Annotated in this window: 23 protein-coding genes; 3 read left to right on the top strand and 20 right to left on the bottom strand. The window is 37.5% G+C overall.

What is annotated here, in order from left to right; genetic code table 11:
- Positions 1-112: 112 nt before the first annotated feature.
- The 4 genes from ABS768_RS07255 to ABS768_RS07240 all read right to left on the bottom strand — a co-directional run bounded on the left by ABS768_RS07255 (position 113) and on the right by ABS768_RS07240 (position 3,160).
- Positions 113-946 (bottom strand): energy transducer TonB, encoded by an 834-nt coding sequence (locus tag ABS768_RS07255; protein WP_408074286.1) that lies wholly within the window; start codon positions 944-946, stop codon positions 113-115.
- 33 nt (positions 947-979) lie between these two features.
- Positions 980-1,528 carry an ExbD/TolR family protein gene (locus ABS768_RS07250; RefSeq protein ID WP_408074285.1) on the bottom strand — a complete coding sequence of 183 codons (549 nt, stop codon included), beginning with the start codon at positions 1,526-1,528 and terminating at the stop codon, positions 980-982.
- A gap of 21 nt (positions 1,529-1,549) precedes the next feature.
- Positions 1,550-2,200 carry an ExbD/TolR family protein gene (locus ABS768_RS07245; protein ID WP_408074284.1) on the bottom strand — a complete coding sequence of 217 codons (651 nt, stop codon included), beginning with the start codon at positions 2,198-2,200 and terminating at the stop codon, positions 1,550-1,552.
- A gap of 99 nt (positions 2,201-2,299) precedes the next feature.
- On the bottom strand, positions 2,300-3,160 hold the full coding sequence (locus tag ABS768_RS07240) for a MotA/TolQ/ExbB proton channel family protein (RefSeq protein ID WP_408074283.1): 861 nt from the start codon (positions 3,158-3,160) through the stop codon (positions 2,300-2,302).
- Between the two features lie 458 nt (positions 3,161-3,618).
- Here ABS768_RS07240 and ABS768_RS07235 point away from each other — a divergent pair, with 458 nt between their 5' ends.
- Positions 3,619-3,981 (top strand): cupin domain-containing protein, encoded by a 363-nt coding sequence (locus ABS768_RS07235; protein ID WP_408074282.1) that lies wholly within the window; start codon positions 3,619-3,621, stop codon positions 3,979-3,981.
- A gap of 10 nt (positions 3,982-3,991) precedes the next feature.
- Here ABS768_RS07235 and ABS768_RS07230 read toward each other — a convergent pair whose 3' ends face one another.
- Positions 3,992-5,332 carry an FAD-dependent oxidoreductase gene (locus ABS768_RS07230; RefSeq protein ID WP_408074281.1) on the bottom strand — a complete coding sequence of 447 codons (1,341 nt, stop codon included), beginning with the start codon at positions 5,330-5,332 and terminating at the stop codon, positions 3,992-3,994.
- Between the two features lie 182 nt (positions 5,333-5,514).
- On the opposite strand from ABS768_RS07230, the gene ABS768_RS07225 reads away from it, so the two are divergent.
- Positions 5,515-5,673, top strand: coding sequence for a lmo0937 family membrane protein (locus tag ABS768_RS07225; protein ID WP_408074280.1), 159 nt, complete (start codon positions 5,515-5,517; stop codon positions 5,671-5,673).
- 69 nt (positions 5,674-5,742) lie between these two features.
- On the opposite strand, the gene ABS768_RS07220 is transcribed toward ABS768_RS07225, so the two are convergent.
- The 13 genes from ABS768_RS07220 to ABS768_RS07160 all read right to left on the bottom strand — a co-directional run bounded on the left by ABS768_RS07220 (position 5,743) and on the right by ABS768_RS07160 (position 21,690).
- Positions 5,743-6,831: an agmatinase family protein gene (locus ABS768_RS07220; RefSeq protein WP_408074279.1), complete on the bottom strand. Its 1,089-nt coding sequence runs from the start codon at positions 6,829-6,831 to the stop codon at positions 5,743-5,745.
- A 4-nt stretch (positions 6,832-6,835) separates the two neighbouring features.
- Positions 6,836-8,116, bottom strand: coding sequence for a kynureninase (kynU, locus tag ABS768_RS07215; RefSeq protein WP_408074278.1), 1,281 nt, complete (start codon positions 8,114-8,116; stop codon positions 6,836-6,838).
- A gap of 103 nt (positions 8,117-8,219) precedes the next feature.
- Positions 8,220-9,269 (bottom strand): tRNA preQ1(34) S-adenosylmethionine ribosyltransferase-isomerase QueA, encoded by a 1,050-nt coding sequence (gene queA / locus ABS768_RS07210; protein WP_330442514.1) that lies wholly within the window; start codon positions 9,267-9,269, stop codon positions 8,220-8,222.
- Positions 9,270-9,367: 98 nt separating this feature from the next.
- Positions 9,368-10,591: a 3-phosphoshikimate 1-carboxyvinyltransferase gene (gene aroA, locus ABS768_RS07205; RefSeq protein WP_408074277.1), complete on the bottom strand. Its 1,224-nt coding sequence runs from the start codon at positions 10,589-10,591 to the stop codon at positions 9,368-9,370.
- A gap of 4 nt (positions 10,592-10,595) precedes the next feature.
- Positions 10,596-10,805 (bottom strand): hypothetical protein, encoded by a 210-nt coding sequence (locus ABS768_RS07200; RefSeq protein WP_408074276.1) that lies wholly within the window; start codon positions 10,803-10,805, stop codon positions 10,596-10,598.
- A gap of 38 nt (positions 10,806-10,843) precedes the next feature.
- A complete protein-coding gene (locus ABS768_RS07195) occupies positions 10,844-11,170 on the bottom strand; it encodes a nucleotide pyrophosphohydrolase (protein ID WP_035133884.1) in 327 nt (108 codons plus the stop codon).
- Between the two features lies 1 nt (position 11,171).
- Entirely contained in the window at positions 11,172-13,121 is a 1,950-nt protein-coding gene (locus ABS768_RS07190; protein WP_408074275.1) for a DUF3857 domain-containing protein, read from the bottom strand.
- 2 nt (positions 13,122-13,123) lie between these two features.
- Positions 13,124-15,139, bottom strand: coding sequence for a DUF3857 domain-containing protein (locus ABS768_RS07185; RefSeq protein WP_408074274.1), 2,016 nt, complete (start codon positions 15,137-15,139; stop codon positions 13,124-13,126).
- The gene (locus ABS768_RS07180) at positions 15,140-17,155 is read right to left on the bottom strand and encodes a DUF3857 and transglutaminase domain-containing protein (RefSeq protein ID WP_408074273.1); all 2,016 of its coding nucleotides are present in this window, start codon (positions 17,153-17,155) and stop codon (positions 15,140-15,142) included.
- Between the two features lie 35 nt (positions 17,156-17,190).
- On the bottom strand, positions 17,191-19,092 hold the full coding sequence (locus ABS768_RS07175) for a DUF3857 domain-containing protein (RefSeq protein WP_408074272.1): 1,902 nt from the start codon (positions 19,090-19,092) through the stop codon (positions 17,191-17,193).
- 49 nt (positions 19,093-19,141) lie between these two features.
- Entirely contained in the window at positions 19,142-19,594 is a 453-nt protein-coding gene (dtd, locus tag ABS768_RS07170) for a D-aminoacyl-tRNA deacylase (protein ID WP_408074271.1), read from the bottom strand.
- Positions 19,594-20,565: a ribosome small subunit-dependent GTPase A gene (rsgA, locus tag ABS768_RS07165; RefSeq protein ID WP_408074270.1), complete on the bottom strand. Its 972-nt coding sequence runs from the start codon at positions 20,563-20,565 to the stop codon at positions 19,594-19,596. The genes dtd and rsgA overlap by 1 nt, the downstream gene beginning before the upstream one ends.
- A 36-nt stretch (positions 20,566-20,601) precedes the next feature.
- Positions 20,602-21,690: a chorismate mutase gene (locus ABS768_RS07160; protein WP_408074269.1), complete on the bottom strand. Its 1,089-nt coding sequence runs from the start codon at positions 21,688-21,690 to the stop codon at positions 20,602-20,604.
- Positions 21,691-21,842: 152 nt separating this feature from the next.
- On the opposite strand from ABS768_RS07160, the gene gldA reads away from it, so the two are divergent.
- Positions 21,843-22,739: a gliding motility-associated ABC transporter ATP-binding subunit GldA gene (gldA, locus tag ABS768_RS07155; protein WP_408074268.1), complete on the top strand. Its 897-nt coding sequence runs from the start codon at positions 21,843-21,845 to the stop codon at positions 22,737-22,739.
- Positions 22,740-22,741: 2 nt separating this feature from the next.
- Here the strand turns inward: gldA and metF are convergent, their stop codons facing one another.
- Together metF and metH are read right to left on the bottom strand one after the other, a co-directional pair.
- Positions 22,742-23,698, bottom strand: coding sequence for a methylenetetrahydrofolate reductase [NAD(P)H] (gene metF / locus ABS768_RS07150; protein ID WP_408074267.1), 957 nt, complete (start codon positions 23,696-23,698; stop codon positions 22,742-22,744).
- Positions 23,699-26,374, bottom strand: coding sequence for a methionine synthase (gene metH, locus ABS768_RS07145; RefSeq protein ID WP_408074266.1), 2,676 nt, complete (start codon positions 26,372-26,374; stop codon positions 23,699-23,701). It lies immediately after the preceding gene.
- Position 26,375 lies beyond the last annotated feature (1 nt).

Here is a 26,375-nt window from a genome sequence, read left to right as displayed (position 1 = left end):
AATACATTAAGAAGAAGAATAAGCCAAAAACAAACAGAAATCGCTTGTGAAGCGATTTCTGTTTTTCTCTTTGAGAGTTTCTACGTTGTGAAAGCATCTCTTATATTTTAATTTATGATCTGATGTTAATTGTAATAGGCAGCGTAAATGAAGCCCTTACATTTTTACCATTCTGAACACCCGGAGACCATTTTTTCTTCATTGACTGAAGTACACGGATAGCTTCTTTACCCATACCGTATCCCGGATCTCTTAAAACTTTGATATTACTCATAGAACCATCTTTTTCAATTACGAAAGATAGATAGATTTTAGCAGTCATATCTCTGTCAACATCAGGTATTCTGAAGTTGTTGTTTACATAGTCGTAAAAAGCTTTCATACCACCAGGGTACTCCGGCTGTACCTGAAGACCTGCTGTACTATATACATTTGTATCTTCCGGTTCAACACCTTTATCAAGATCTCCTGCAGGAGTACCAATTACGATATCACCTGTTGGGCTAGCCTCAGCATTTCTTGAACTTGGATCAGCTTTTTCAAACTGCTCTGTTCTAGGCGGCTCTTCAACAACCTCTTCTTTTTTCTTAACTTCAAGCTCTTTGAATTTCACCTCTTCAACTACCGATTTAGGGGCTTGTTTAACCTCTACCGGTGGTGGTGGCGGTGGCGGTGGCACATCTTCTACCGGTGGTGGTGGTAAGTCAATTACTTCTATCACCTTATCGATAGTTTCCTGTTTGTCTTTTTTACCAACTAAGTTATCAAAAGCTGCATAAATCTTAGGTAGTGAAATTAAGAAAACAAAAAGGGCTGCACCGATAAAGAAGGCTCTCACCGTTATCTTAGGATTTTCTGACCTTAGTTTGTAAGCACCATATTTTTTGTTACGGCCCTCAAAAACTATGTCAATCCATTCTTGTTTGAATATATTAAGTTTAGACATAATTTATATTTTTTGATTAGCTGAAATCAGGAATTAATACATTCCCTTTTCCTCTAACAATTTCACTTCCGGTTCAGATATATCACCAATAGCATAAAGCTGTACATTGGTAATTGCCATTTCATCAAGAATATCTACAAGGTTTTTGTAGTGTGTTTTATCACTTGCCTTAATGATTACTATAAGACCTTTATCTTTATCATCTCCGTATACAGACTTCACTGCAGCAATACGCTGTAATAAAATCTGACGGATACCATCTTTTCCATATTGAGTTTCAGTTGGAGCAGCCAGAGGCTCATCAAACTTACCTAAATACCATAAAAGTGTATTATCCTTACCCATAAGGATAGTAAGAGACCTATCGTCCGGAACATCTGTTTTAGTTGTATCCGTTGGGTCTTTATCTGGCATAGCCAAATTCATAGACTGTGGCTTTGATAACGATGTGGTAAGCATGAAGAAGGTAATCAAAAGGAATGCAAGGTCAACCATCGCTGTAAGGTCTACCCCCGGATTCGATTTCTTACTTCTTACTTTGCCACCCTTGCCGCCATCGCCGCCGGTATTTAATTCTGCCATTTTATATTATAGTTTATAATATTAAAAATCTTCATCACGTAAACCTGTTACCAGGAAGAATCTGTTCTTCTTTTGTTCCTGCAGGATATCTATAACTCTCTTAATAGTAGTATAGTCTTCATCAGCATCACCTCTAATGGCAATATCAAGATCAACATACTTAACATCTTTCTTACCACTGTTAATTTCATCATTAAGGAACTCTCTTGAAGCTTCACGTGAAAACTTAACCCAGTCACTTAACTGATCATTAATAGTATCAAACGGTATACCTTTTTGAAGACCCGGCTCATTTCTTTCAGCCGGCTTCATTCCCAATAAACCTTTAAGTTGATTTACAGGAACACCAAACCCTTCCATTAAAGAAAAACTAGTATACTCCTCTTCTGTGAAAGGAATATTATATTTTTCTGAAATACGCTCTAAGGTTTTTCTTCTTACTTCTTTACCTAATACGTTAAAGAAAACTTCGTTATCACCTACAGTAATTGTTGCCAGGTTGTCTTCAGGCAACTTTGTTTGTACGGTTGAAGCCGGTGCATCCACAGGGTGCGGATCCGGCATTTTTGCCGTAGCTGTAAGGATAAAGAACGTAAGCAAAAGAAAGGACACATCACACATCGCGGTCATGTCAATCCTTGTACTTTTTTTAGAAACTTTTACTTTAGCCATTCTTAAATTTTTAGCTTACATGTAAAGGGCAAAAAAGTGTGCGCAGTCGCACACTTTTTAAACCTTACACTATTATTAAAACTTAACTCTTTTTATCAATTATGCGTTGTTTGCACGCGCTCTAAACCTTCTGTAAGTTTGAACGATTGTGAAACCAGCCTCATCGATAGAGTAAGTTAGCTTGTCAATTTTAGAAGTAAATGAGTTATAAGCGATAATCGCTACTGTAGATGTAGAGATACCTGTTGCAGTGTTGATAAGCGCCTCAGAAATACCGTTTGCCAGCTGAGCTGAATCCGGAGTAGAACCTGCACCAAGAGCAGAGAACGCTTTAATCATACCTGTTACCGTACCTAGAAGACCTACTAACGTACCAATTGACACAAGAGTAGAGATTACAACTAAGTTTTTCTCTAACATTGGCATTTCAAGAGAAGTTGCTTCTTCGATTTCCTGCTGGATAGCAGCTTCAGCTCTTTCGCTGTCAAAACCTTCTCTTTTAACTTCTTCATATTTTAATAAACCTGCTTTTACAACATTTGCAACAGTACCTTGTTGCTTGTCGCACTCAGCCATAGCCTCAGAAATGTTACCATTACTGATTTGTTTTTGTACTTTTTCAACAAAAGCGCCTACATTACCTTTACCAGCTGCTTTTGAAATTGAAATTAAACGCTCAATTGAGAATACAACAGACATAAGGAAAAGTCCCATAAGTACAGGTACTACATAACCTCCCTTATACACCATTCCAAGATAGTTACCCGGTTTTGGGTGACCAGCCTCAGCACCAAGCTCAATTATTTCTTTCTCATTTTCGAAGTTTGACGGAGCACCCATTATGTACCTCCATACAAGTATACCGATTACGATACACAATACAATTGTTAATGCAGCGAAAACATTTGACCCTTTAGATCCACCTTCTTTTTTTTCCTTCTGAATAGATGCGTTTGCCATTTCTTTTAAAAATTTAGTTTTTTTTGATTTTTAATAATAGTTCTTATTGTTATTTTTTTGCTTTTTAAAATAAGATTGGCAAATTTATATTATTAGGAGATAAAAAAAAATAAAATGATTTTTTTTCTCATTTCTTAACATTAAATTATCACAATCTTAAAGATTCATAAACACCCAAATTAAGGGCTCAATTTAAACAATTTCTATTTTTTTACTTACAAATCTGTTTTTCATTAGTATTTCCTTTAAATTTATATAGATTACGTATAAATAACATAAATCCCCCGTTTTTATTGTGCACGCATTGTAAAATAGTTTTTTTTCACGAAATTAATGCTCAAACCAGCACTTTATTACCTTAAACAAAGAACGTTTTGTAGTACAATCTTTATAAAATTACAACTAAAACATCAAATCACCTAACAGCATGCTATATTTTAATTAAAAAATAACTCATTATGAAACAATATTTTACACAGAAAAAGCCATTTGTAGTACCTACAAACGACGGCAAACTAATAGAAGAACACTTCGGAAATGCCTCAAACGGAGACAGTAACATATCTATAGCCCACATGATAGCCCCTCCACACTGGAGCGAGCCTTTTCAAACCCCGGAGTTTGACGAATACACCTATATAATAAAAGGAAAGAAACAGTTTATTATTAATGATGAGACAATAATACTGGAAGCAGGCCAGTCTATCAAAATAATGAAAAACGCAAGAGTACAATACTCAAATCCATTTGATGAACCCTGTGAGTATATAGCCGTTTGTACACCTGCCTTTACAATAGAAACTGCTAACCGCGAGGTATAAAAAAAGCTGCTTATTTAAGCAGCTCTATTATTTTTTGCTCCACTTCGGGGCTATTCCATTTATCTTCTATACCGTCTATTTGCATCACCTCATCCATAATGGCTTTTTGCCTGTCTCCTATCTCAAGGGCTTCAGAGTACGGCCTGTAACTAAATGTTACTCTACTATATAACGGAAGCCATTTATCAGGATGCCTGTCTGAAAACCATTTTTCTATCTTCTTCTGTAAAAGAAACTTATCATCTATGGTTTTAGAACTCATCTCCATAAAGTTACGGTAAGACAGTTCGGCTATTGCATCAGCATTTGGTTTACGACTCACCTGATACTCCTTAAATATAGTATCCCAATCATCTCCATACTGCTCCATTAACTGGCTAAGTATAGTTATATCCTCAAAACCTGCATTCATACCATGACCGTAAAACGGAACAATTGCATGACAGGCATCTCCTATAAGGGCAACCTTATCAGAATAAGTCCATGGATAACATTTCATGGTAACCAGTGTACTGGTAGGATTTTTAAAGAAGTCTTCCACCAGTTCCGGTATTACATCAATGGTAGAAGGAAAATAATCAGCAAAGAATTTCTCCAGAGTTTCTCTATCTTTTAAAGCCTCAAACGAATTTTCTCCTTCAAAAGGCATGAAAAGCGTACAGGTAAAGCTACCATCAAGGTTCGGCAATGCGATTAACATAAAATCGTTTCTTGGCCAAATGTGCAGTGAATTCTTATCCAGCTTATGAGTACCATCGGCGTTTGGTGGTATGTTCAGTTCTTTATAACCGGTATTTAAAAACTGCTGAGAGTAGTTAAACATACTTTGTCTTTGCATCCTGTGACGGATTCTTGAAAAAGCACCATCGGCACCAAAAACCTTATCATACTGAAGCTCTTTCCACTCTCCTCTTTCCGTTTCACCGGCATGAAGGGTAGCATCAGCAAGAGTTACGTCCCATATTTTTGTTTCAAAAAAGAATTTAACACCTTCTTCTTCAGCAAGGGTAACCATCTTTCTGTTTAGCAGACCGCGTGAAATAGAGTAGATACTTTCACCATCTTTCCCGTAGTACAGAAAATTAAGTGGCTCTCCTATTGCATGGATAGCACGTTTTTCCATTGGGATTGCTATTTTCCTTATCTCCTCTCCCAAACCTACATCATCAAGCGCTCTCCATCCTCTGTGCGACATTGCCAGATTAATGGAACGTCCTGAAAACTCTACAGTTCGTATATCCGGGCTCCTGTCATAAACATGTACTGTGTGCCCTGCTCTTTTTAGGTATATTGCTAACAGAGATCCTACGAGTCCGGATCCCACTACAGCAATTTTTAAGGGAGTTTGCATGGAAAATAATCTAAAACACTGCAAAAATACTGATTTAATATCACAAGCCTTTGTTTTTAGGAATTTATTTCATCCTCAGTATTTTATTAAGAAAACTTTTGCACATAAAGGATTCTTAATTAATTAACATATACGAATCACTATATGTAATTTTACCTCACTAACTATAAAAAAATACTGTTATGAGAGATTTAATCTGGTTAATTATTGTTATTCTTATTATAGGCTGGTTAATAGGGTTCTTTGGATTTGGTGAAGCAGTAGGTAGCTTTATACATATCCTGCTGGTACTGGCTATTATAGGAATACTTTACAGACTGGCTGTAGGCCGACGCCCGTAAACAGCTTTACTTAAAATACAAAAGCCCTGCTTTAGCAGGGCTTTTTGTTTTGTAAACACAATATATAAGTTAGAACTTAACTTCTTTTCCGGTTTCCATATTGTTGTTTTTTGCCAAAACACCACACATATGGAAAAGCATTCTTGCCCCTACGTTACCGTCCCAATCATCACCTTCTTCTCCCGGAGCTACCTCTACAAGATCGAATCCAATGATTTCCTTTCCGCTTTTTGCAAGAAGGCTGAACAAATAAGCCGCCTGCTCAAAGGAGAAACCTCCCGGCACCGGAGTTCCGGTATTAGGACAGTACCACGGATACATACCATCTATATCAAAACTGATACAAACTTTTTGAGGTAATTGTGCTATTATAGTTTCACACTGCTGTTTCCACGTTACACCTTCAAAAGTTTCAGCTTTAAGGTCACGATCTGTAAATACCTTTACGCGTCCGGCTTCTGCCTCTACCACTTCTACTTCTTCTTTACAGAAGTCACGAATGCCTACCTGAACGATTTTTGATATTTGCGGAAGCTTAAGTGCATTATACATGATAGAAGCATGCGAATAGGTAAAACCTTCATAGGCAATACGTAAATCCATATGAGCATCTAAATGAAGTAAACCGAAGTCGTTATACTTCTCCGCCAAAGCTTCGTAATAACCCAGTGGTGTACTGTGATCACCTCCTAAAAGCACTACTTTTTTACCCTGCTCTAACCAGTACTTAACCCTTGACTTTACCTCATCCTTAAACTGAGCACAAATAGTGTTTATTTCATTAAGGTGGATTATAAGCTCTGGATTATCTTCTATTTTCTCTCCATTTTCCAGAGTTTCAATAATAGGCTGTGCAAGGTTTTTATATTTCCTGCTTCGGTCAGACCACTCTTCGGTTTTATCATTCAGGTCAAGAAACATACCCAGTTTCCATAAATCAGGAAACTCCTGATGAAGCAAATCTACCTGAAACGAAGCCTCCAAAATAGCTTCGGGTCCCTGAGATGCACCCGCTCCATAACTCACAGTTACTTCCCAAGGGGCAGGAACAATAATAATTTCACTTTCTTCGGCCGTGAACGGCAACCCGAAAACACTCGCATCTGCCAATCCTGGCTGACTTGGGTCGAATGTTGCTATTTTTTGCTCTTTTGTCATTTTATTATTTGTGTGATTGTATACCAGCCTTTAAAATCTGACCAAATTCATACATATCTTCAAACGAACAGTACAATGGTACCGGTGCCAGCCTGATTACGTTAGGCTCCCTCCAGTCGGTAATAACGCCATTCTCCATCAGATAATCAAATAACGACCTTCCTTCACCGTGAAGATAAACCGAAATTTGACTTGCTCTCTCTTTAGGTTCAGAAGGGGTAATAACCTCAAAGTTACCGTTTACTTCCTTATCAATTTCATGAAGCACGTACTCAAGATATGACGTAATCAAATCACGTTTTTGTATAAGTGCCGGCATACCTACTTCATCAAACATTTCTACCGATGCTAAATATGGTGCTAAAGAAAGTACAGGCAAACAACTTACCTGCCATCCGTTTGCCCCACGAATAGGGTCAAACTGAGGCTCCATAAGAAATCTTCTTTCTTTATTGTGACCCCACCATCCTGCAAAACGAGGAAGATCCATATCGTTATGATGTCTTTCATGAACAAATGCTCCTGATGCATTACCTGGACCCGAGTTCATATATTTATAGCTACACCATGCAGCAAAGTCAACATCCCATTCGTGCAACTCCAAATGAATGTTACCTGCACCGTGAGCCAAATCCCATCCTACATAAGCACCTGCATCCTGACCGGCTTTAGTTATAGCTTTAATATCAAATACCTGACCCGTATAGTAGTTTACACCACCCATTAAAACAAGTGCAAGCTCGTCACCTACTTCTTTAATTGTATTAATAACATCTTCATGTCTAATGTTATGCTCACCCGGTCTTCTTTTAATCTCTACAATTGCATCTTCCGGATCATAACCGTGGAATTTAACCTGGCTTTTTATCATGTACTGATCGCTTGGAAATGCTTTCTCCTCACAAATTATCTTAAACCTTTTTTGTGTAGGCTGATAAAAAGTAACCATCATAAGATGAAGGTTTACCGTTAGGGTATTCATTACCGTTACCTCACTTGGCAAAGCACCAACTACCTTACTTAACGGAGCTGCAAAACGCTCATGGTAATCCCACCAAGGCTTATCGGCATAAAAGTGACCTTCTACTGCCAGTTTACCCCAGTCATCCATTACTTCGTCAACATAGGCTTTAGTTCTTTTTGGCTGTAACCCAAGCGAGTTACCCGTAAAGTAAATTACCTGCTTACCGTTTACATGAGGAAAAATAAATTCGTCTCTGTATCCGGCAAGTTTATCGTTGGCATCAAGCTGCCTTGCAAATTCTCTTGTATTTTGAAATTCCATTGTTATTTGTTTGTTGGGCCGTAAAATTACATAATTAATAAAAAAACAGGAAACAAAAAATCCTGCCGTTAAAAGCAGGATTAATTTTTTATCATTTTTCTAATTAAAGAATAAGCATCGCATCTCCGTAAGAGTAGAATTTATACCCTTCCTTCACTGCCTCTTCATACGCCTTCTTCATTAAATCATGCCCCATAAATGCACTAATCATCATAAGAAGTGTAGATTTTGGTGTATGGAAATTAGTAATCATACAATCAGCAACACTAAAATCATATGGGGGGAATATAAACTTGTTAGTCCATCCTACATAAGGGTTTAATGTTTTTTGTGAAGAAACCGAACTTTCCATTGCCCTCATAGTAGTTGTACCTACAGCACATACTTTACTTTTAGCAGTTTTAGCCTTGTTTACAATATCACAGGCCTCCTGAGTAATGATTAATTCTTCAGAATCCATTTTATGCTTAGAAAGATCTTCTACCTCAACCGGGTTAAAAGTTCCTAAACCAACGTGAAGCGTAACCTCTGCAAAGTCAATACCTTTTATCTCAAGCCTTTTTAAAAGGTGTTTAGAGAAGTGAAGTCCGGCAGTTGGCGCAGCAACAGCTCCTTCTTCTTTAGCATAGATAGTCTGGTAACGGTCTGCATCCTCAGGAACCACTTCCCTGTTTATGTATTTAGGTATTGGAGTTTCTCCAAGTTCGTTAAGTTTAGCTCTAAACTCTTCGTATGAGCCATCGTATAAAAATCGTAAAGTTCTTCCCCTTGAAGTAGTGTTATCTATAACCTCAGCTACAAGAGAATCATCATCTCCGAAATAAAGTTTATTACCTATCCTGATTTTCCTTGCAGGATCTACAAGCACATCCCAAAGACGTTGTTCTGAATTCAGTTCACGTAACAGGAAAACCTCAATCCTAGCTCCGGTTTTTTCTTTATTACCATATAAACGGGCAGGAAATACTTTAGTATTATTAAGCACCATTACATCACCTTCGTCAAAATACTCAAGAATATCTTTAAAAAGCCTGTGCTCAATAGTATTTGTTTTTCTGTTAACCACCATTAAACGGGATTCATCCCTGTTTTCTGCAGGAAATTCAGCCAGCAATTCTTTTGGCAGATTGAAATTGAAGTTTGATAATTTCATCTTTGTATTTTTAATTGGATGCAAATATACTACCGCGAAACAGGGGTTGTCAAGTATTTTGGGATATATTTATTTTTTAACTGACAAAAGCCTTTAATTTAAAGCGTTTTTACAGCTATACCTACCTGCTGCATGTCGTCCCAAAATGATGGGTAAGATTTAGAAACCACACCAGCATCATTTATTATAACCGATGTTTTTAATGCAAGCGGAGCAAATGCCATTGCCATACGATGATCGTTATAAGTATTTATAGCTACTTCACTGTTTATATGAGTTGACGGTTCTAATGTAAGGGAATTATTAGTCACGGTAACTACAGCTCCTAGTTTTGTAAGCTCTGTTTTAAGAGCTTCCAGCCTGTCGGTTTCCTTAATTTTAAGGGTGTGGAGTCCGGTTAAATGGCACCCTACCCCTAAACCGAAACAGGTTACAGCAATGGTCTGGGCTATATCGGGTGTATTTACCAAATTGAGATCAAGCTGTTTTTTTACCTCCCCTATATTTTTTAATGTGATTGTATTTCTGTTAAAAGTGGTTTCAACGCCAAGCTTTTTATAAACCTCTGCAAGTGCACTATCGCCCTGAAGGCTTTTTTGCACATAAGACGAAAGGCTTACTTCTGTTCCCTTTTGAGCCAATGCTACCAGAGAATAAAAGTAAGAAGCACTACTCCAGTCACTCTCAACGGTTAATGTTATTGGTTTTACCTGCTGTACAGGCCCAACCGTAATCACATTATTCTCTAAAGTTGCCGATATTCCAACCTGATTTAAAAGATTAAGTGTCATTTGAAGGTAAGGCAATGATGTTATTTCTCCGTCAAGTGTAATTTCAAGTCCGTTTTTAAGTTTAGCCGCAACAAGTAATAAAGCCGTAATATACTGACTACTTATGTTTGCCTTTAAAGTAACTTTATCAGAATTTATCTCAGCTCCTGTAATCCTTAATGGCGGATAACCTTCATTTTCCACATATTCTATTTTAGCTCCTAGACTCCTTAAAGCATCTACAAGAATACCTATAGGGCGTTCTTTCATTCTGGCAGAACCCGTAAGCACTACTTCCCTACCGGGAGTTACCGCAAAATAAGCCGTAAGAAAACGCATGGCGGTACCGGCATGATGAATATCTATCACGCTATCATCACTCTCTAATGCTTTAGTCATAACAGATGAATCATCAGAGTCGGAAACATTTTTCACGATAATTTGAGGATACAAAGCCTGTAATAGTAAAAGTCTGTTAGATTCTGATTTACTTCCTGTTATGTGTATTGACGACGAAAGCATCCCGAAGGATGCTTTTAGTAGAATATTCATTAATCTAAATATTTTTATTTTTCTTACTAAACCACTTCCCTTCCCTAATCTTTGACAATACAAACATTTCAAAAAATGTCATAAACAAAGTAAAAGATGCCATAAAGCGCCATTTGTTCTCAAAGTCATTCCACCCGTCAATAAGGACAAGAATGACAGCAAGCGGAAAGAAGATAACTATACCCCCTATAAAATGTGCTATTTTTTCTTTCATAATCATTTAGGCTTGTAACAACTCAAAAATAAGAAATTTTACTTTAGTTTTTCATTATTGTGATGACGATCGTGATCACGTTTGGTTTTAAGGTCCATTTTTTTATCAAAAGCAGCCTGTAAGTCTACTCCTGTTTGGTTTGCAAGGCACAACACTACAAAAACAACATCGGCCAGCTCTTCACCCAAGTCCTTATTTTTATCGCTCTCTTTTTCACTTTGCTCACCATAACGGCGGGCAATAATTCTTGCTACCTCTCCTACCTCCTCGGTAAGTTGCGCCATATTAGTTAGCTCATTAAAATAACGAACACCGTGTTCCTTTATCCAGTTATCAACTTCCTGCTGTGCGTTTTTAATATCCATTTTATATTTTTTTAAGTACTATTTTTTCTGCCTGCTTTTTTAAAGTAAGTCCTTCCATTTCCTTAAGGCTCTCATAATATTCCGGCCCAACTGTAGAATAATTTTGTGCACTTATGCACAATACCTGTATCTGGTTCCCGGAACTGCTTAACCTGAAAGTAAAATCAATTATACCGTCTACACTTGAAAGACGAATTGGTTCGGGCATCGATTCAACAGCATAACCCTCGGGAATGGTAAACACAAAGTTATATCTTACCTGTGAAGGATACACAAAATCTAACGAATATAATCGCTTTTCCTCATTAAAACTATTTTCAGTTTCTGTATAAAACAGTAGCGGAGATAAATAAATTATATCGCCTACTACTTCTGCGTGTCCTACAGAATTAAAATCATAACTTACCTGAACTAAGCTTTCCTCATCGGGCTTATACTCCAAATTACTTATTTCAATATTCCCCATAGCGTTTTCCAACTTAGCCATGTGTTTATCATCCGGAATATTATCAAAATACACTTTATACATCATGGCATCGTAATCTGAATATTTACAGTTTAACTTACCCGTAACAGTTCCGTCTGCACTAACTTTAGCATTTACAAATACCATTTCTCTTGACAGCTTTACGGGATCAAGCTTAACTTCCTTCCATGTATTGTTGTCACTTAGCAACCACCCTGAACCATTTAAATCTCTTACCGGAAGAATGTCAGGACTTGAAAAAGATTCGGTCGCATCCAGCAGAATTTGTTTATCGTTTACCTCAACAGCAGATATTACAAAATCATACGAATTGATACTTGCATAGGTAGCAAACCCATTATCTTTTGTACTTAACACAACAGGGTTTGCATTAAGTCCGGCATACCTTAGCATAGCAGTAAGCATTAGGTTTATTTCAGCACAGCTACCAGATCTTTCGTCATATGCTTTTTTTACTCCGTCAACACAGTAAAGACCACGTTTTTCATTCCAGGCCATCCTGTCTTTTACATAATTAAAAACAATAGTGAGCTTTTCGTTATCATCATCAACGCCCTTAATCAAAGCATCAATATCATCTTTAAAATAAGAGGTCTTTTTAATCTCTCTGCCAAAGTCATCGTCATCATACAAAGTTTTTGCTACCGACTCCCAACTACTGGTATATTTTGTTTCTTTTTCATCCAGATCTCTGGCCGATGCCAACTCATGCTTTACATACAACCTGTAATTATCGGGGTTATCTATATAGCTTTCTGTTTTAAATGCCGGAAGATTTTCAATAGTATAAGTTTGCGTAATTTCCTGAAAAGTAATTTTCGCACTTCTAACATATAATGATTTCCTGTTAACTTCTGTTTCTTCCTTTAGCTCGTAATAAGAATTTAAAATTCTGTTATAGGTAAAAAGCTGAGGGATATTCACAGTATATTCTATATAGTTTACAGGGGTTTTCTCCTGAAAATACCAATCCGGAAAACTATGTATATAAGGTGATTTTACTACATACTTATATTCTATAACCGAGCCTTCCTTTACATCCTGGAGTATTATTTTTTTTATCCGTCTGGTAGAACTTACTTCATCTGTATGATCATCTCCCTTTTTAAGGGATGTTTTCTCAATTTCACCATTTACAAGATTATAAGTAGAAGCTTCTTCAAAAGTAACCGACTCCCCATTTACTCTTTTGTAATAATAAGGCACATTAACGTTTCCATATTTGTAACCTTTTTTAGTATAAATCTTTAGCCTTACCTCAACTTCTGTAATAATAACCCATTTATCATTATCTATTTTAAAGTGAGTATTACCCTTCTTGTATAATATCGCTGCATCTGCCGAAGGATCGAGAGGATGCTCTTTCTCCATTAGCTCCTCTTTAGATACTTTACCTACTCCATAATCCTTTGCCGTTACAACAAGTGATATTAAAAGAAAAAAGAGAATTGTAATTTTTTTCATAACTATTCTTTTACCAAGACTATTTTCTCGGTTTGCTTTTTAACCAGATCTCCGTAGAACGCTTTTAAGTCCTTATAGTATTCTGGGTTAATCCTGGCATATTTAACGTCTTCCTGTGCTATAATTTGTATTTGATTATTTTGATTTACAGCCACTACAAACTTGTAAGAAACAAAATCGTCTTGTGTGCCTAATGCCATTGATTCGGGCAACGACTCTACTTTATAACCCTCGGGAATATTTATTGTTATAGCATATCTTTCCTGACGCGGATACAAAATATCAATAGGATAAACCCTTTCTTCCTGTTTAAAAGGATTTTGTGTCATACCAAGCATAAGCATTGGAGAAAAGTACATTTTATTACCTGCTACATCTACGTCACTTGTAAACGACACCTCTTCTACTACTGCTTTACCAACCTCTTTTACATTTGATGCTGTATATTCTTCAATCCTGATACCATATCTGTTTTCCAGTCTTCTGATTTTATCATCATCTGAGGTATTTACTTTTTCTTCTCTGTAAATTAAAGCTTCATAATCAAAATACTGCTTTTTCATGTTGGCATCTATTTGACCTTCAGCATCCAGGGAAGCAATCAGCATAACATTTGTTCTGGACTTCTTTTCAGGCATCAAACTAATTTCCTTTGCCTTCAAGTCATCAGTAATCATCCTTCCGAAAACATTAAGGGTCCTTACCGGAACCACATCAATACCTGCATTTTTACTTGTAGCATCCAAAAGCACTACTTTACCGGGTAATTGAGCCCCTGCTATAACATAGTTAAACTCGCTCCTGTTTACAAAAGCCACGTGCCCGTTATCTCTCGTACTTAAAAGTATTGGATTAGCATTTACACCAGCATACTTAAGCATGGAAACCAACATAAGGTTTATATCGGCAGAATTACCGGTTCTGCTCTCGTATGCTCTTTTTAAATTGCCTGTACACAAATATGATTTATCTCCGTTCCATGCCATTTTATTTTTCACATAATCAAAAATAATCTCTACTTTTTTCTCATCGCCAGTTACTCCTTTCAATAGAGCATCAACGTCTTCCTTGTAGTAAGACTGGTTTTCAATTTGTTTTCCAAAATCTTCATCTTCGTATATTTTGGCTGCAACAGTATCCCAGTCTGAGGCATATTTCTTTTCTGGTTCTCCGGGCATTTGTGAACTGGATAACTGATGTTTCACAAAAGACCTGTAATTATTAATATTATCTACAAATATCTCATTCTTTAAAGCAGGTACGTTTTCGGCTTTATAGATATATACATTTTCAGTAAATGTTAATGATGCCTTTTCTGATTTGTTAGATCCGCTTGACGTGCCATAAACCCCTTTACCTACTGATGTACTATACTCCTTATAGGCATTTCTGGTTTTTTTATCCTGTTCTAAAGGAAAGTAAGGACTCAATATCCTGCTGTAAACAAAACATTGTGGTACAGCAAATTCAACCTCTGATCTTTTAACCGGAATATCTCTTTGAAAGTACCAGTCTGGCAGGCTAGCTATATAAGGCGTTTTTTTCACATAACGAAACTCAATAACACTACCTTCTTTCACATTAGGAAATGCTACTTTTTTAACCCTCCATTTTTTATTTATCCCTTCATCAAAAACATCATCATCTTTAATTTTAGTCTTATCAACCTTTCCGTCTGCCAAATTATAAACAACAAGATCTGAAAAATCAACGCTTTCACTATTTACCCCATCAACATAATAACTCACGCCTTCATTTGCATAACCATAACCGTCTTTACTATACACTTTAAGTCTCACAAAAACATCGGTTACTATAATCCATTTGCCCTGACTGTTAAAATCAAAAGAAATTTCCCCTTTTTCATACAGTATAGCCGCAGGGGCATCAGTATCATAGGGACATGCTTTTTCTTCCAACTCTTTTTCAGACACTTTCCCCGGCTTATAGTTTTGAGCAAATAAAGTAGCTGTAGTTAATAACAATAATAAAACACTAGCTTGTTTTCCTGTTTTCATTTAAATCTTTTTTGTAAGTACAATTTTTTCAGTTTGTTTTTCTATCATTTTCTGATAAAAATTCTTAATCACAGTATAATACACCGGAGAAACATTGGCATAATTTATATCAGAAACAGCCATAAGCTGTATTTGATTGTTTTGGGCCTGGATAGTAAATTTAAACGACCCTATGTTTTCTTCCATAGCCAAAGCAATAGACTCCGGCAACGACTCTACCATATATCCGTCAGGAATTTTTAAATTAATCATATATCTATATTCCGAAGGAAAAACAAAATCTATGGGATATTCCCTTTTTTCCTGTTTAAAAGGATTCTCTTCTCTAGTAAAAAACAGTAATGGATTAATATACATCTTATCCCCTATTACATCTGTAATATTATTATGAGTAAAATTAAATTCTTCTGTTACGGGCTTACTAAATTCATCATATACCACATTGTAGTCATTGATCTCAATACCATCATATCTTTTTTCTAGTTTTTCAAGGTAACTATCTTCATTTGTACCACTATATGCTTCCCTAAACAAATAGGCATGATAATCATAATATTGATCTCTTGCTTTACCAGATATAATTCCGTCTTCTCCTATTTCTCCCATTATGGTAATATTCTCCTTCGAGTTAAACTGAGGCAACATATTAATCGCAACCGAAGTTCCGTCTTTCTTTATCAATCTACCCTCCCAGTTAAGCGACCTTATAGGTCTTATATTAGGCAGTGCAGCTTTTGAACTCGCATCAAGAAGTACAAAGCCTCCCTGTAGCTCAACAGATGCAATCACATAATTAAAAGCCGATCTGTTAGGAAATAATGCTATTTTAGATGATCTGGTAGTTACCAATACCGGATTAGCTTCTAAACCGGCATAATTGAGCATTGCTGTAAGCATTAAGTTAATTTCAGCAATATTACCGGTTTTACTTTTATAGGCCTGTTTAACCCCATCATGACAACTATATCCATAATAATCATTCCAGTTCATCCTGTCTCTTACATAAGTAAAAATGATGGCTAATTTTTCTTCAGGCGAAGTAATACCCTCTATAAGAGCATCAACATCATCCTCAAAATAATTTGTTTTTTTGAGCTCACCTCCAAAATTATCATTCTTATAAATAGTTTTAGCCAAATCTTCCCATGTATGAGAGTATGATTTTACTGTCTCGTTAGGGTATTGCGTCATGGTAAGCTCATGTTCAATACTACTGGTATAATTATCTATATTGTTAACAAAACGCTCTCCTTTTAGCATTGGAGCATTCTCTATAATGTAGGTTACAACATCTTCAAAATAGTTAATCTCGTTGTTAGAAAAACCGGTTTTAACAGCACTAAAACCCTGTCCTCCACTTCTGTTTTTTGATGTATAAACAAACTTTTTATTATTCTTTGTCCTGTTAACCTTAGGTACAAGATACCCCCTGAACACAGGGTTAAAAGTATAATATTGAGGTATCCTGGTTGTATATTCAGAATAGTTTACCGGGATAGACTCCTGAAATCTCCACTCAGGAAAAATACTGGTAAAAGGAGATCTTATCTCATATTGATATTCTACAATGCTACCCTCTTTTACATCGGGCATCATTATTTTTTTCTGCCTGTAAAACTTGCTTAACTCTTCATCAAACTCTCCTTCTCTTTTTAATTTCGTTTTTTCAATTTTACCATCTACCAGGTTATAAGTTGCCGCTTTATTAAAATCAACCGACTCATCTCCGTTATCAGAATGATAATAACTTACAGCTTTATTTGCCCAATCATACCCGTCCTTGGTATATATCTTTATTTTCATATCAACTTCGGTAACTAAAGTAAAACCTTCATTCTCTGAAAGCTCCATATAGGTTTCCCCTCTTGAAAATAATATTGCTGCCGGCGCTGTAGAGTCTGACGGATGCCTTTTTTCAGCCAGTTCCTCTTTAGTTACTTTCCCAAGCTCATATTTTTGGGCATAGGTAGTATAACCTGTTAAAAACAGGAGCATAAAAAAATTAAAAATCTTCATGATTGTAAGGTTTGGTTTTGATTTGGTTTGTGCTTTTATTGTTTTAGTAGTACTACTTTTGCATTATCATTACGGCTTATTTTTTCCCTAAACTGCCTGTACAGGTCGTAATCTGATTTTTCATACATACCTTTGTTAATTACAAGAGCCCTTTTATATATAAGCTTATTCCCCTCAACAATATTACACTCTGCCTTGTACTCCCCAAATTTCTCTTTAATATCTACAGGATTAGGCATAGCCTCTATAGTATACCCTTCAGGCAGGGTTATAACAACCTCATCACTATCAAAATAGCCTCGTAGAATTTCAAAAGGATTATATCTCTTCCTGTAGCGCTGCGGTACATTATCATTTTGGTTAAAAGCATTAACAGCAAATATTAATCTTTGCCCGCTTAGACTTGCGTAGCTGTTTGCCTCAAGCTCCAACTCTTCTGTAAATTCAGCATCTTTGCGATTATTGGAAAGCTGGATTTTATTGAGTTTAAGATTATTGATATTACTAAAATAACTGGACTTGTAAACTTTATCCAGGTCATCCTGTGAACTTCCCTCAAGATGGTACTTATTATTGTATTGTATACCTTTTGACACTACAGTAAGACTTCCTGTTATTTTCCCGTTACCGGAAAGGGTATAGTTGCCTTTTAAAAACTGAGTATTCTCTTCCTTTTCATAAACATGAGTGCGCATTAACTCTCCCTTTTCAGGCTTGATAACCAAAGCCATTCTGTCATCGGTAAAATTACCCTGAAATGCAAACGGAACAACCTGACTGGTACATTCAAGCCATATCATTTCGTCATTGTTCGGGATTGCGAGTATCATATGATTACCCTGCATAGAAACAAAATCATCTGTAATATCTCTTTTGCCGGGATCACCGTATATAACTGTACAGTAAGACTCTACCCCAACCTCTTTTAATAAAGCCCTGGTATAATTTGAAAGTGCTTTACAATCACCATATCCCAACCTGTCTACATCTTTAGCCAGCATAGGCCTCCATCCGCCAATACCAAGCTGAATACTAACATAACGGGTTTTATCCTGAACGTACTTATATACTATTCTTGCTTTTTTTAACCTATCGGTTTCTGCACCAACTAACTCTTTTATTTTCACCTTAGTCTCATCAGGAAGTTCATCAGTCCCCACAAGCAAATTATTGTAATACCATGATCCAAAAGAAGCCCAGTCTGAAAACTCACCGTCTACCCCTTCAAGGTGGATACTGGTTAACGAGAACATTACTTTTGGCATAATAGAAGAATATGGAGTATACGCCTCCGATTTGATCGCAGGAACATTTTCACATATCAATTTAAGCTGACCTTCCTGCTCCTCTGTAGTTATTGTAATACCATCGGTACTATATTCCTTATATCTAAATCCAAGACCGGGGTCATAAGTAATAGTATATTCTGACTTCTCTACCGAAGTGAAAAGCCCTTCTACAGGAATCCATGGAGAGATAAAAGCTGTATTTATAGTTTCTACTTCACTTTCATAAACCACTGTAAAAGGATATTGTACCGGAGTATAATCAAGATACAGCACTTTATTATCTGTAATACCTGCACCCTGAGAGACCGAAGCCATTTTAAAATCTTTTTTCTTAATTTTCTTTACCTCACTCCCTGCCGCATTATATATTACAGCCTGTAAGGATTTAACTTTTTCAGAATCAGAAAAATATTCATAAAAACCGGCGCTTTCAAATCCTGTTTCGTTTAAAAAAGTAATCACTTTTTTCTCACTAACTTTCATGGATTTACGTGACGAAACCTCAACATTTGTAGTATTTAAACGCACAACGGCATTGGCATGTTCTTTTAACTCTGCCGGAATGGAAAATGCAGAAAGATTTTCCTGAGCTTTAAGATTATAAAAAAAGAACAGTAGCAGTAAAGGTGTGTAAATTCTTAAAAACATTTTGTTAAAACTTTTATCCAAAAATAACCGTTTTTAACAAAACAGAAAATTATTCTTTGTTTTTTGAATCAATCAAAATAGTAACAGGTCCGTCATTTATAAGCGCTACCTTCATATCGGCACCAAATTCACCCGTTTGAATAGCCTTACCTGTTTCCTGTTGTAGTGTTTTGACAAAGGTTTCGTACAGCGGAATTGCTACATCTGGCTTTGCCGCTTTTATGTACGATGGGCGATTTCCTTTTTTGGTAGCCGCATGCAGGGTAAACTGACTTACCACAATGATATCGCCATCCGCTTCGGTAACACTTAGGTTCATCACTCCGTTATCATCTTCAAAAATTCTGAGCTTTGCTATTTTGGCACACAACCAGTTTATATCTTCATTAGTGTCTGCGTCCTCAATACCTACAAGTATTAAAAGTCCTTTTTGAATATCGGCAGTTTTTCTGCCCTCTATGGTTACAGATGCTTCGTTTACTCTTTGTATTACTACTCTCATTACTCCTGATTATCACTGTTACGGCCATCGCCGTAAATATCGGTTCTGTAATTCTCGTCTTCACCATCCAACATTTGCAGGTAACTCTTATAACGTGACCATGATATCTCATCATTTTCAAGAGCATCTTTAACGGCACAATGAGGTTCATCTTTATGCAGGCAGTTATTAAACTTACACTGATCCTTAAGAGCAAAGAACTCCGGAAAATAATCCCCCAGTTCATCCTTCTCCATATCCACAACCCCGAAGCCCCTTATACCGGGAGTATCTATTATTTTGGCATCAAAATCAAGCTCAAACATTTCGGCAAAGGTTGTGGTGTGCTGTCCCTGACTGTGTTGTTCAGATATTTCTTTTGTTTTAAGATTTAGAGAAGGCTGTAGCTTATTGATAAGTGTTGATTTTCCAACTCCCGAATGACCGGAGAACATGTTCACGTTGCCTTTCATCAATTCTTTAAGCTCATCAATGCCTTTGTTTTCTGTAGCCGAAACTCTTAAACATTTATAACCTATAGTAGTGTATATGTATTGCAGATAAAGCTGTTCGTCCAGCATCTCTTCGGTAAAAGTATCAATCTTATTAAAAACAATTACTGCTTCAATACCATAAGCCTCTGCCGTTACTAAAAAACGATCTATAAAACTGGTAGTGGTAACAGGGTTATTTATGGTCACCAACAGGAAAAGCTTATCAATATTAGAAGCTATAATGTGTACCTGCTTTGAAAGGTTTACCGATTTACGAATGATATAATTCTTACGTTCGTGGATGTTATTAATGGTACCTGTAGTATCATCTGAAGTCTCATCAAGTTCAAAATCCACCACATCGCCTACCGCTACAGGGTTAGTACTCTTAATTCCCTTAATACGGAATTTACCCTTAATACGGCATTCATAAAAGTCGCCGGCTTCCGTTTTAACGGTATACCAGCTTCCGGTAGATTTATAAACAAGTCCTGTCATTCGGCAAAGATAATTATTTTAAACCCATGAGTTTTGCTATTCTTCCTTATTAATAATGTTTTGCTGATGATTGATGCTTTCCTGATGAATTGCCCTGAAAAGCTGAAGAATAAATTCTTCACTCAGGCTTTCTTCCTTACCGCCCGCTTTCATCTTTTCCAATATGGCTTTCCAACGGCGGTTTTGAAGTATGGCTACATTATTTTCTTTTTTAATAACACCAATTTCATCAGCAATACGCATACGGTTACCTAATATTTCTATCAGTTTTGTATCATACTCATCAATGCGAAGCCTTAATTTCTCAAGTTTATCATTAAAGGCATCCCCCTCTACCGATTTATGGCGCACCACAAGATTTTTCAATATCTGTTTAAGCGCAGCAGGTGTTACCTGCTGCGCTGCATCGCTCCAGGCATTATCCGGATTATTATGGGTTTCAATCATCAATCCGTCATAATTAAGATCAAGTGCCTGTTGTGACACCTGCTGAATCATATCCCGCTTACCTGTTATATGTGAAGGATCACAGATAATAGGCAGGTTAGGAAATCTTTCATGAAGCTCTATCGCAAGCTGCCATTCCGGTATGTTCCTGTATTTCGTTTTCTCATAAGTAGAGAATCCCCTGTGTATTACCCCCAGTTTTTCAATACCGGCATTGTACAATCTTTCAATGCCGCCAATCCAAAGGGCTAAATCAGGATTCACAGGATTTTTCACCAAAACAATCTTATTGGTACCTGCAAGCGCATCGGCAATTTCCTGAACTGCAAAAGGGTTAACTGTAGTACGGGCACCTATCCAAAGTACATCTATATCATGTTCCAGTGCCAGTTGTACATGGTGGGCATTTGCCACCTCAACAGCCATCAGCAGTCCGGTTTCTTCCTTAGCCTTTTGCAGCCACTTAAGTCCTATGGCACCTACACCTTCAAAACCTCCCGGCCTGGTACGTGGTTTCCATATCCCGGCACGGTATATTGTAACGTCCGATTGTTTTAACTGCTTTGCAATATCCAGTACCTGCTCCTCTGTTTCTGCACTGCAGGGGCCTGCTATAACTAACGGGTGCGAAAGATTAAAATCTTCCAGCCACCTTCTAACTTCAATATTATTTTCCATTTTTTGCATCCGGATACAAATTTAATGCATTTACCCGTTATAAATACTAAGTATATAAGGGTTAAACAAGTGCATGACACAATTTCATAAAATTAACAGCTTATATACCCAACATTTATTTTTCTTAGTACTTTTGTTCAAAATCACAACATATGTCAATCGAGGTTAAGGGTATTTCTAAAAGCTACGGCGAACAAAAAGCGCTTAATGCTGTTTCATTTTCAGTAAAAAAAGGAGAAATTGTTGGTTTCTTAGGTCCTAACGGTGCCGGAAAATCTACATTAATGAAAATCCTTACCACTTATCTTATTGCCGATGAAGGTACAGCAAGTGTAAACGGACATGATGTTACTACCGAAGAGAAAGCGGTACAAAAATCGGTAGGTTACCTACCGGAGCACAACCCGCTTTACCTTGACCTGTATGTTAGGGAATATCTGGCTTTTAATGCCGATGTTTATAAAGTTGCTAAATCCCGTATTGAGGAAGTAATACAGCTTACCGGACTTACCCCGGAAGCACACAAAAAAATAGGTTCGCTTTCCAAAGGGTACCGTCAGCGTGTAGGACTGGCTACTGCATTACTTCACGACCCTGAGGTACTTATACTGGATGAACCTACAACCGGGCTTGACCCAAACCAACTCGTAGAGATACGTGATCTTATAAAGAATATAGGTAAAGATAAAACCGTTTTCCTCTCTACACATATTATGCAGGAAGTGGAAGCCATTTGCGATCGCGTTATCATTATTAATAAAGGAGAAATTGTAACCGACAAAAAACTGAACAACCTTGTACAGGATTCTCAGCAAATAATCGAGGTGGAGTTTGATACTGCCGTAGAAGAGGCAAAGCTAAAAACACTTGACAACCTTACAATCGCCAAAAACATACAGGGACACATATGGGAACTTACGTTCAGTACGGATAAAGACATGCGCCCTGTAATTTTTGACTTTGCACAAAATAACGGCATCAAGACGTTACAACTTAATTTGAAAAACAGAAACCTGGAGTCTGTTTTCAGGGAAATGACCAAGAAGTAAGTTTAAAAAACTTCCTTACCAATAGCCTTAATATTATCTGACTTGCCCATAGAATAGTAATGTAACACAGGTATACCTGCTTTTACCAGCTCCTTACTTTGGGCAATACACCACTCTATACCTATTTGCCTAACGGCATCGTTATCTTTTGCCTTTACTACTTCCATAATAAGTTCATCCGGAAGATCTACCTTAAAGCGGTGTGGCACCTGGTTAAGCTGTTTTTTTGTAGACAGCGGCTTTAACCCCGGAATGATAGGAACGGTAACACCCTCTTTCCTGCATTTGTCTACAAAATCAAAAAACTTCTTATTGTCAAAAAACATCTGGGTTACTATGTATGATGCCCCATTTTTTATTTTTTGCTTAAGGAAATAAATATCACTATCAAGGCTAGGTGCCTCCATGTGTTTTTCAGGATACCCTGCCACCCCGATACAAAAATCTGTTGCCGATGTGTTTTGCAAATCGTCATCCAGGTAAATCCCTTTATTAAGATTCACAATTTGTGATACCAGTTCACTGGCATATTGATTACCCTCTTTTTCCGGCTTAAAATAAATTTCGCTTTTTACTGCATCTCCCCTTAAGGCTACTACATTGTCTATCCCTAAAAAGTCAAGGTCAATTAAAAAGTTCTCGGTATCTTCTTTGGTAAAACCACCGCAAAGAATGTGCGGAATAGCATCTACCCCATACTTATTTTGTATAGCCGAACATATCCCTACTGTACCGGGACGCTTTTTAACTACCTTTTTTTCCAAAAGTCCGTTTGCCAACTCTTTATAGGTATACTCTTCCCTGTGGTAGGTCACATCTATAAAAGGTGGATTGAATTCCATTAACGGATCGATACTATCAAAAATAGACTGTATGTTTTGTCCCTTTAACGGAGGTAGTATCTCGAAAGAGAACAATGTTTTGCCGTTTGCATTTTCTATATGTTCAGTAACTTTCATTTAATCTGCAATATTTGGGTTAAGCCATTTTATGGCTTCATCAATAGTTATATTTCTTCTTTTGGCATAATCCTCCACCTGGTCCTGTTTAATTTTTCCAAGTCCGAAGTACTTACTTTCAGAATTCCCGAAATAATACCCCGATACCGATGAGGCAGGCCACATAGCAAGACTTTCGGTTAGTGTTACACCCGTATTTTTCTCTACATCCAGCAATTCCCAGATTGTTGTTTTCTCTAAGTGATCCGGGCAGGCAGGATATCCCGGTGCCGGGCGTATACCTTTATATTCTTCTTTTATAAGTGCCTCATTACTCAGGTCTTCATTAGAGGCATATCCCCAAAATTCCTTCCTAACCTTTTCATGCAGGTACTCGGCAAAGGCCTCTGCAAAACGGTCGCCCAGTGCCTTAACCATTATGGAGTTGTAATCGTCATGATTCTTTTCAAATTCGGTAGCTTTTTCATCCACACCAAAACCGGTAGTTACACAAAACGCACCCATATAATCTGTTTTACCTGTTTCTTTAGGGCAAACAAAATCAGACAGGGCAATGTTTGGTGCTCCTTTGGTTTTTTGCGACTGCTGCCTTAGCGTAAGGAACGTAACCAGTTCGTTTCCGTTTTCGTCATACACGACAACATCATCGTCATTCACCTGATTTGCCGGAAATATTCCGTATACCCCTTTTGCTTCCATCCAGTTTTCATCAATAATAGAGGCCAGCATTTTTTTAGCATCATCAAACAGGACTACTGCCTGTTCCCCTACTACCTCATCTGTAAGTATATCGGGGTACTTACCATGCAGGTCCCATGTACGGAAAAAAGGTGTCCAGTCAATATAAGTCACCAACTCCTTTAACGAAGGTGAAATGGTATGTATACCTGTTTTCCTTGGTTTATAGGCAGTGTAGTTCTCCCAATCCAACTGAAGCTTATTTGCTCTTGCATCGGTTATAGACAGAAAATCCTTATCGCGCGAACGGTTTAAGTAGCCTTCCCTAAGCTTATCATACTCTTCCCTTATAGTTTTGGAATATTCGGTTTTTGTACCTGTATTAATAAGGTTTCCGGCTACGGTTACAGCCCTCGAAGCATCGTTAACATGCACTACTGTTTCCCTATATTCAGGCGCTATCTTTACTGCTGTATGTGCCCTTGATGTTGTGGCTCCGCCTATCATGATAGGAATACTTATATTCAGTTTATCCAGTTCTTTTGCCAGATACACCATTTCATCAAGTGACGGAGTTATCAGTCCGCTCAAACCTATAATATCCACCTCTTCTTTTATGGCGGTTTCAATAATCCTTTCCGGCGGCACCATTACCCCAAGGTCTATAATCTCAAAATTGTTACACCCCAATACTACCGATACTATATTTTTACCAATGTCGTGCACATCTCCTTTTACGGTTGCCATCAAAACCTTACCGGCCGATGTCCCCTTGCCTTTACCTTCTTCGATAAAAGGCAGTAGGTATGCCACTGCTTTTTTCATTACACGTGCCGACTTAACCACCTGTGGCAGGAACATTTTACCACTACCAAACAAGTCGCCCACCACATTCATACCTGCCATTAGGTTTATCTCAATAACCTCAATAGGTTTTACAGCAGAAAGGCGTGCTTCTTCCACATCGGCTTCTATAAATTCATCTATTCCTTTAACAAGAGCATGGGTAATTCTTTCCTGCAACGGAAGCGAGCGCCATTCCTGCACCTGCTTCTCTCCCGACTTAGCATCGCCTTTTACATTTTCGGCAAAAGCCAAAAGACGCTCGGTGGCATCGTCCCTACGATCAAGCAGTACATCTTCCACGTGCTCTAAAAGGGCCGCATCGATTTCATCATATACCTCCAGCATTTCAGGATTCACAATTCCCATATCCATACCATGCTTAATGGCATGGTATAAAAACGCCGAGTGCATTGCCTCCCTTACCTTATCGTTGCCCCTAAAAGAGAATGATACATTACTCACTCCTCCACTTACATGGGCATAAGGCAGATTTTGCCGTATCCACTGTGCTGCCCGGAAAAAGTCAATCGCATTTTTGCGGTGCTCCTCCATACCGGTAGCCACAGGGAAAATGTTCGGGTCAAAAATGATGTCTTCCGGAGGAAAATTCACCTTATCAACCAGTATATCGTATGATCGTTTACAGATATCAATACGCCTTTGGTAGTTATCAGCCTGACCTACCTCATCAAAAGCCATTACAATTACGGCAGCACCATAGCGTTTTACTTTTTTAGCGTGTTCAATAAACAGTTCCTCACCCTCTTTAAGGCTGATGGAGTTTACCACACTTTTACCCTGCACCACCTTAAGCCCTGCCTCTATAATCTCCCATTTGGAGCTGTCTATCATAATAGGCACACGGGCAATATCAGGTTCAGATGCTATAAGGTTAAGAAATGTTGTCATGGCACTAACGCCGTCCAACATTCCTTCGTCCATATTAATATCTATAATCTGGGCACCACCCTCAACCTGGGCACGGGCAATATCTAACGCCTCTTCATATTTTTCATCCTTTATAAGACGCAGGAATTTCCGGGATCCCGTAACATTAGTACGTTCCCCTACATTTATAAAATTACTCTCGGGTGTAACGATTAACGGCTCCAGCCCCGACAGCTTTAAATATCTTTGAATATTCTCCTTCATG

This window comes from Flavobacterium rhizophilum, assembly GCF_046000485.1.
Taxonomy (GTDB): Bacteria; Bacteroidota; Bacteroidia; order Flavobacteriales; family Flavobacteriaceae; genus Flavobacterium; species Flavobacterium rhizophilum.
The sequence above is the reverse complement of the archived record's forward strand: the minus strand, read 5'-3'. Positions and strand labels throughout refer to the sequence as shown.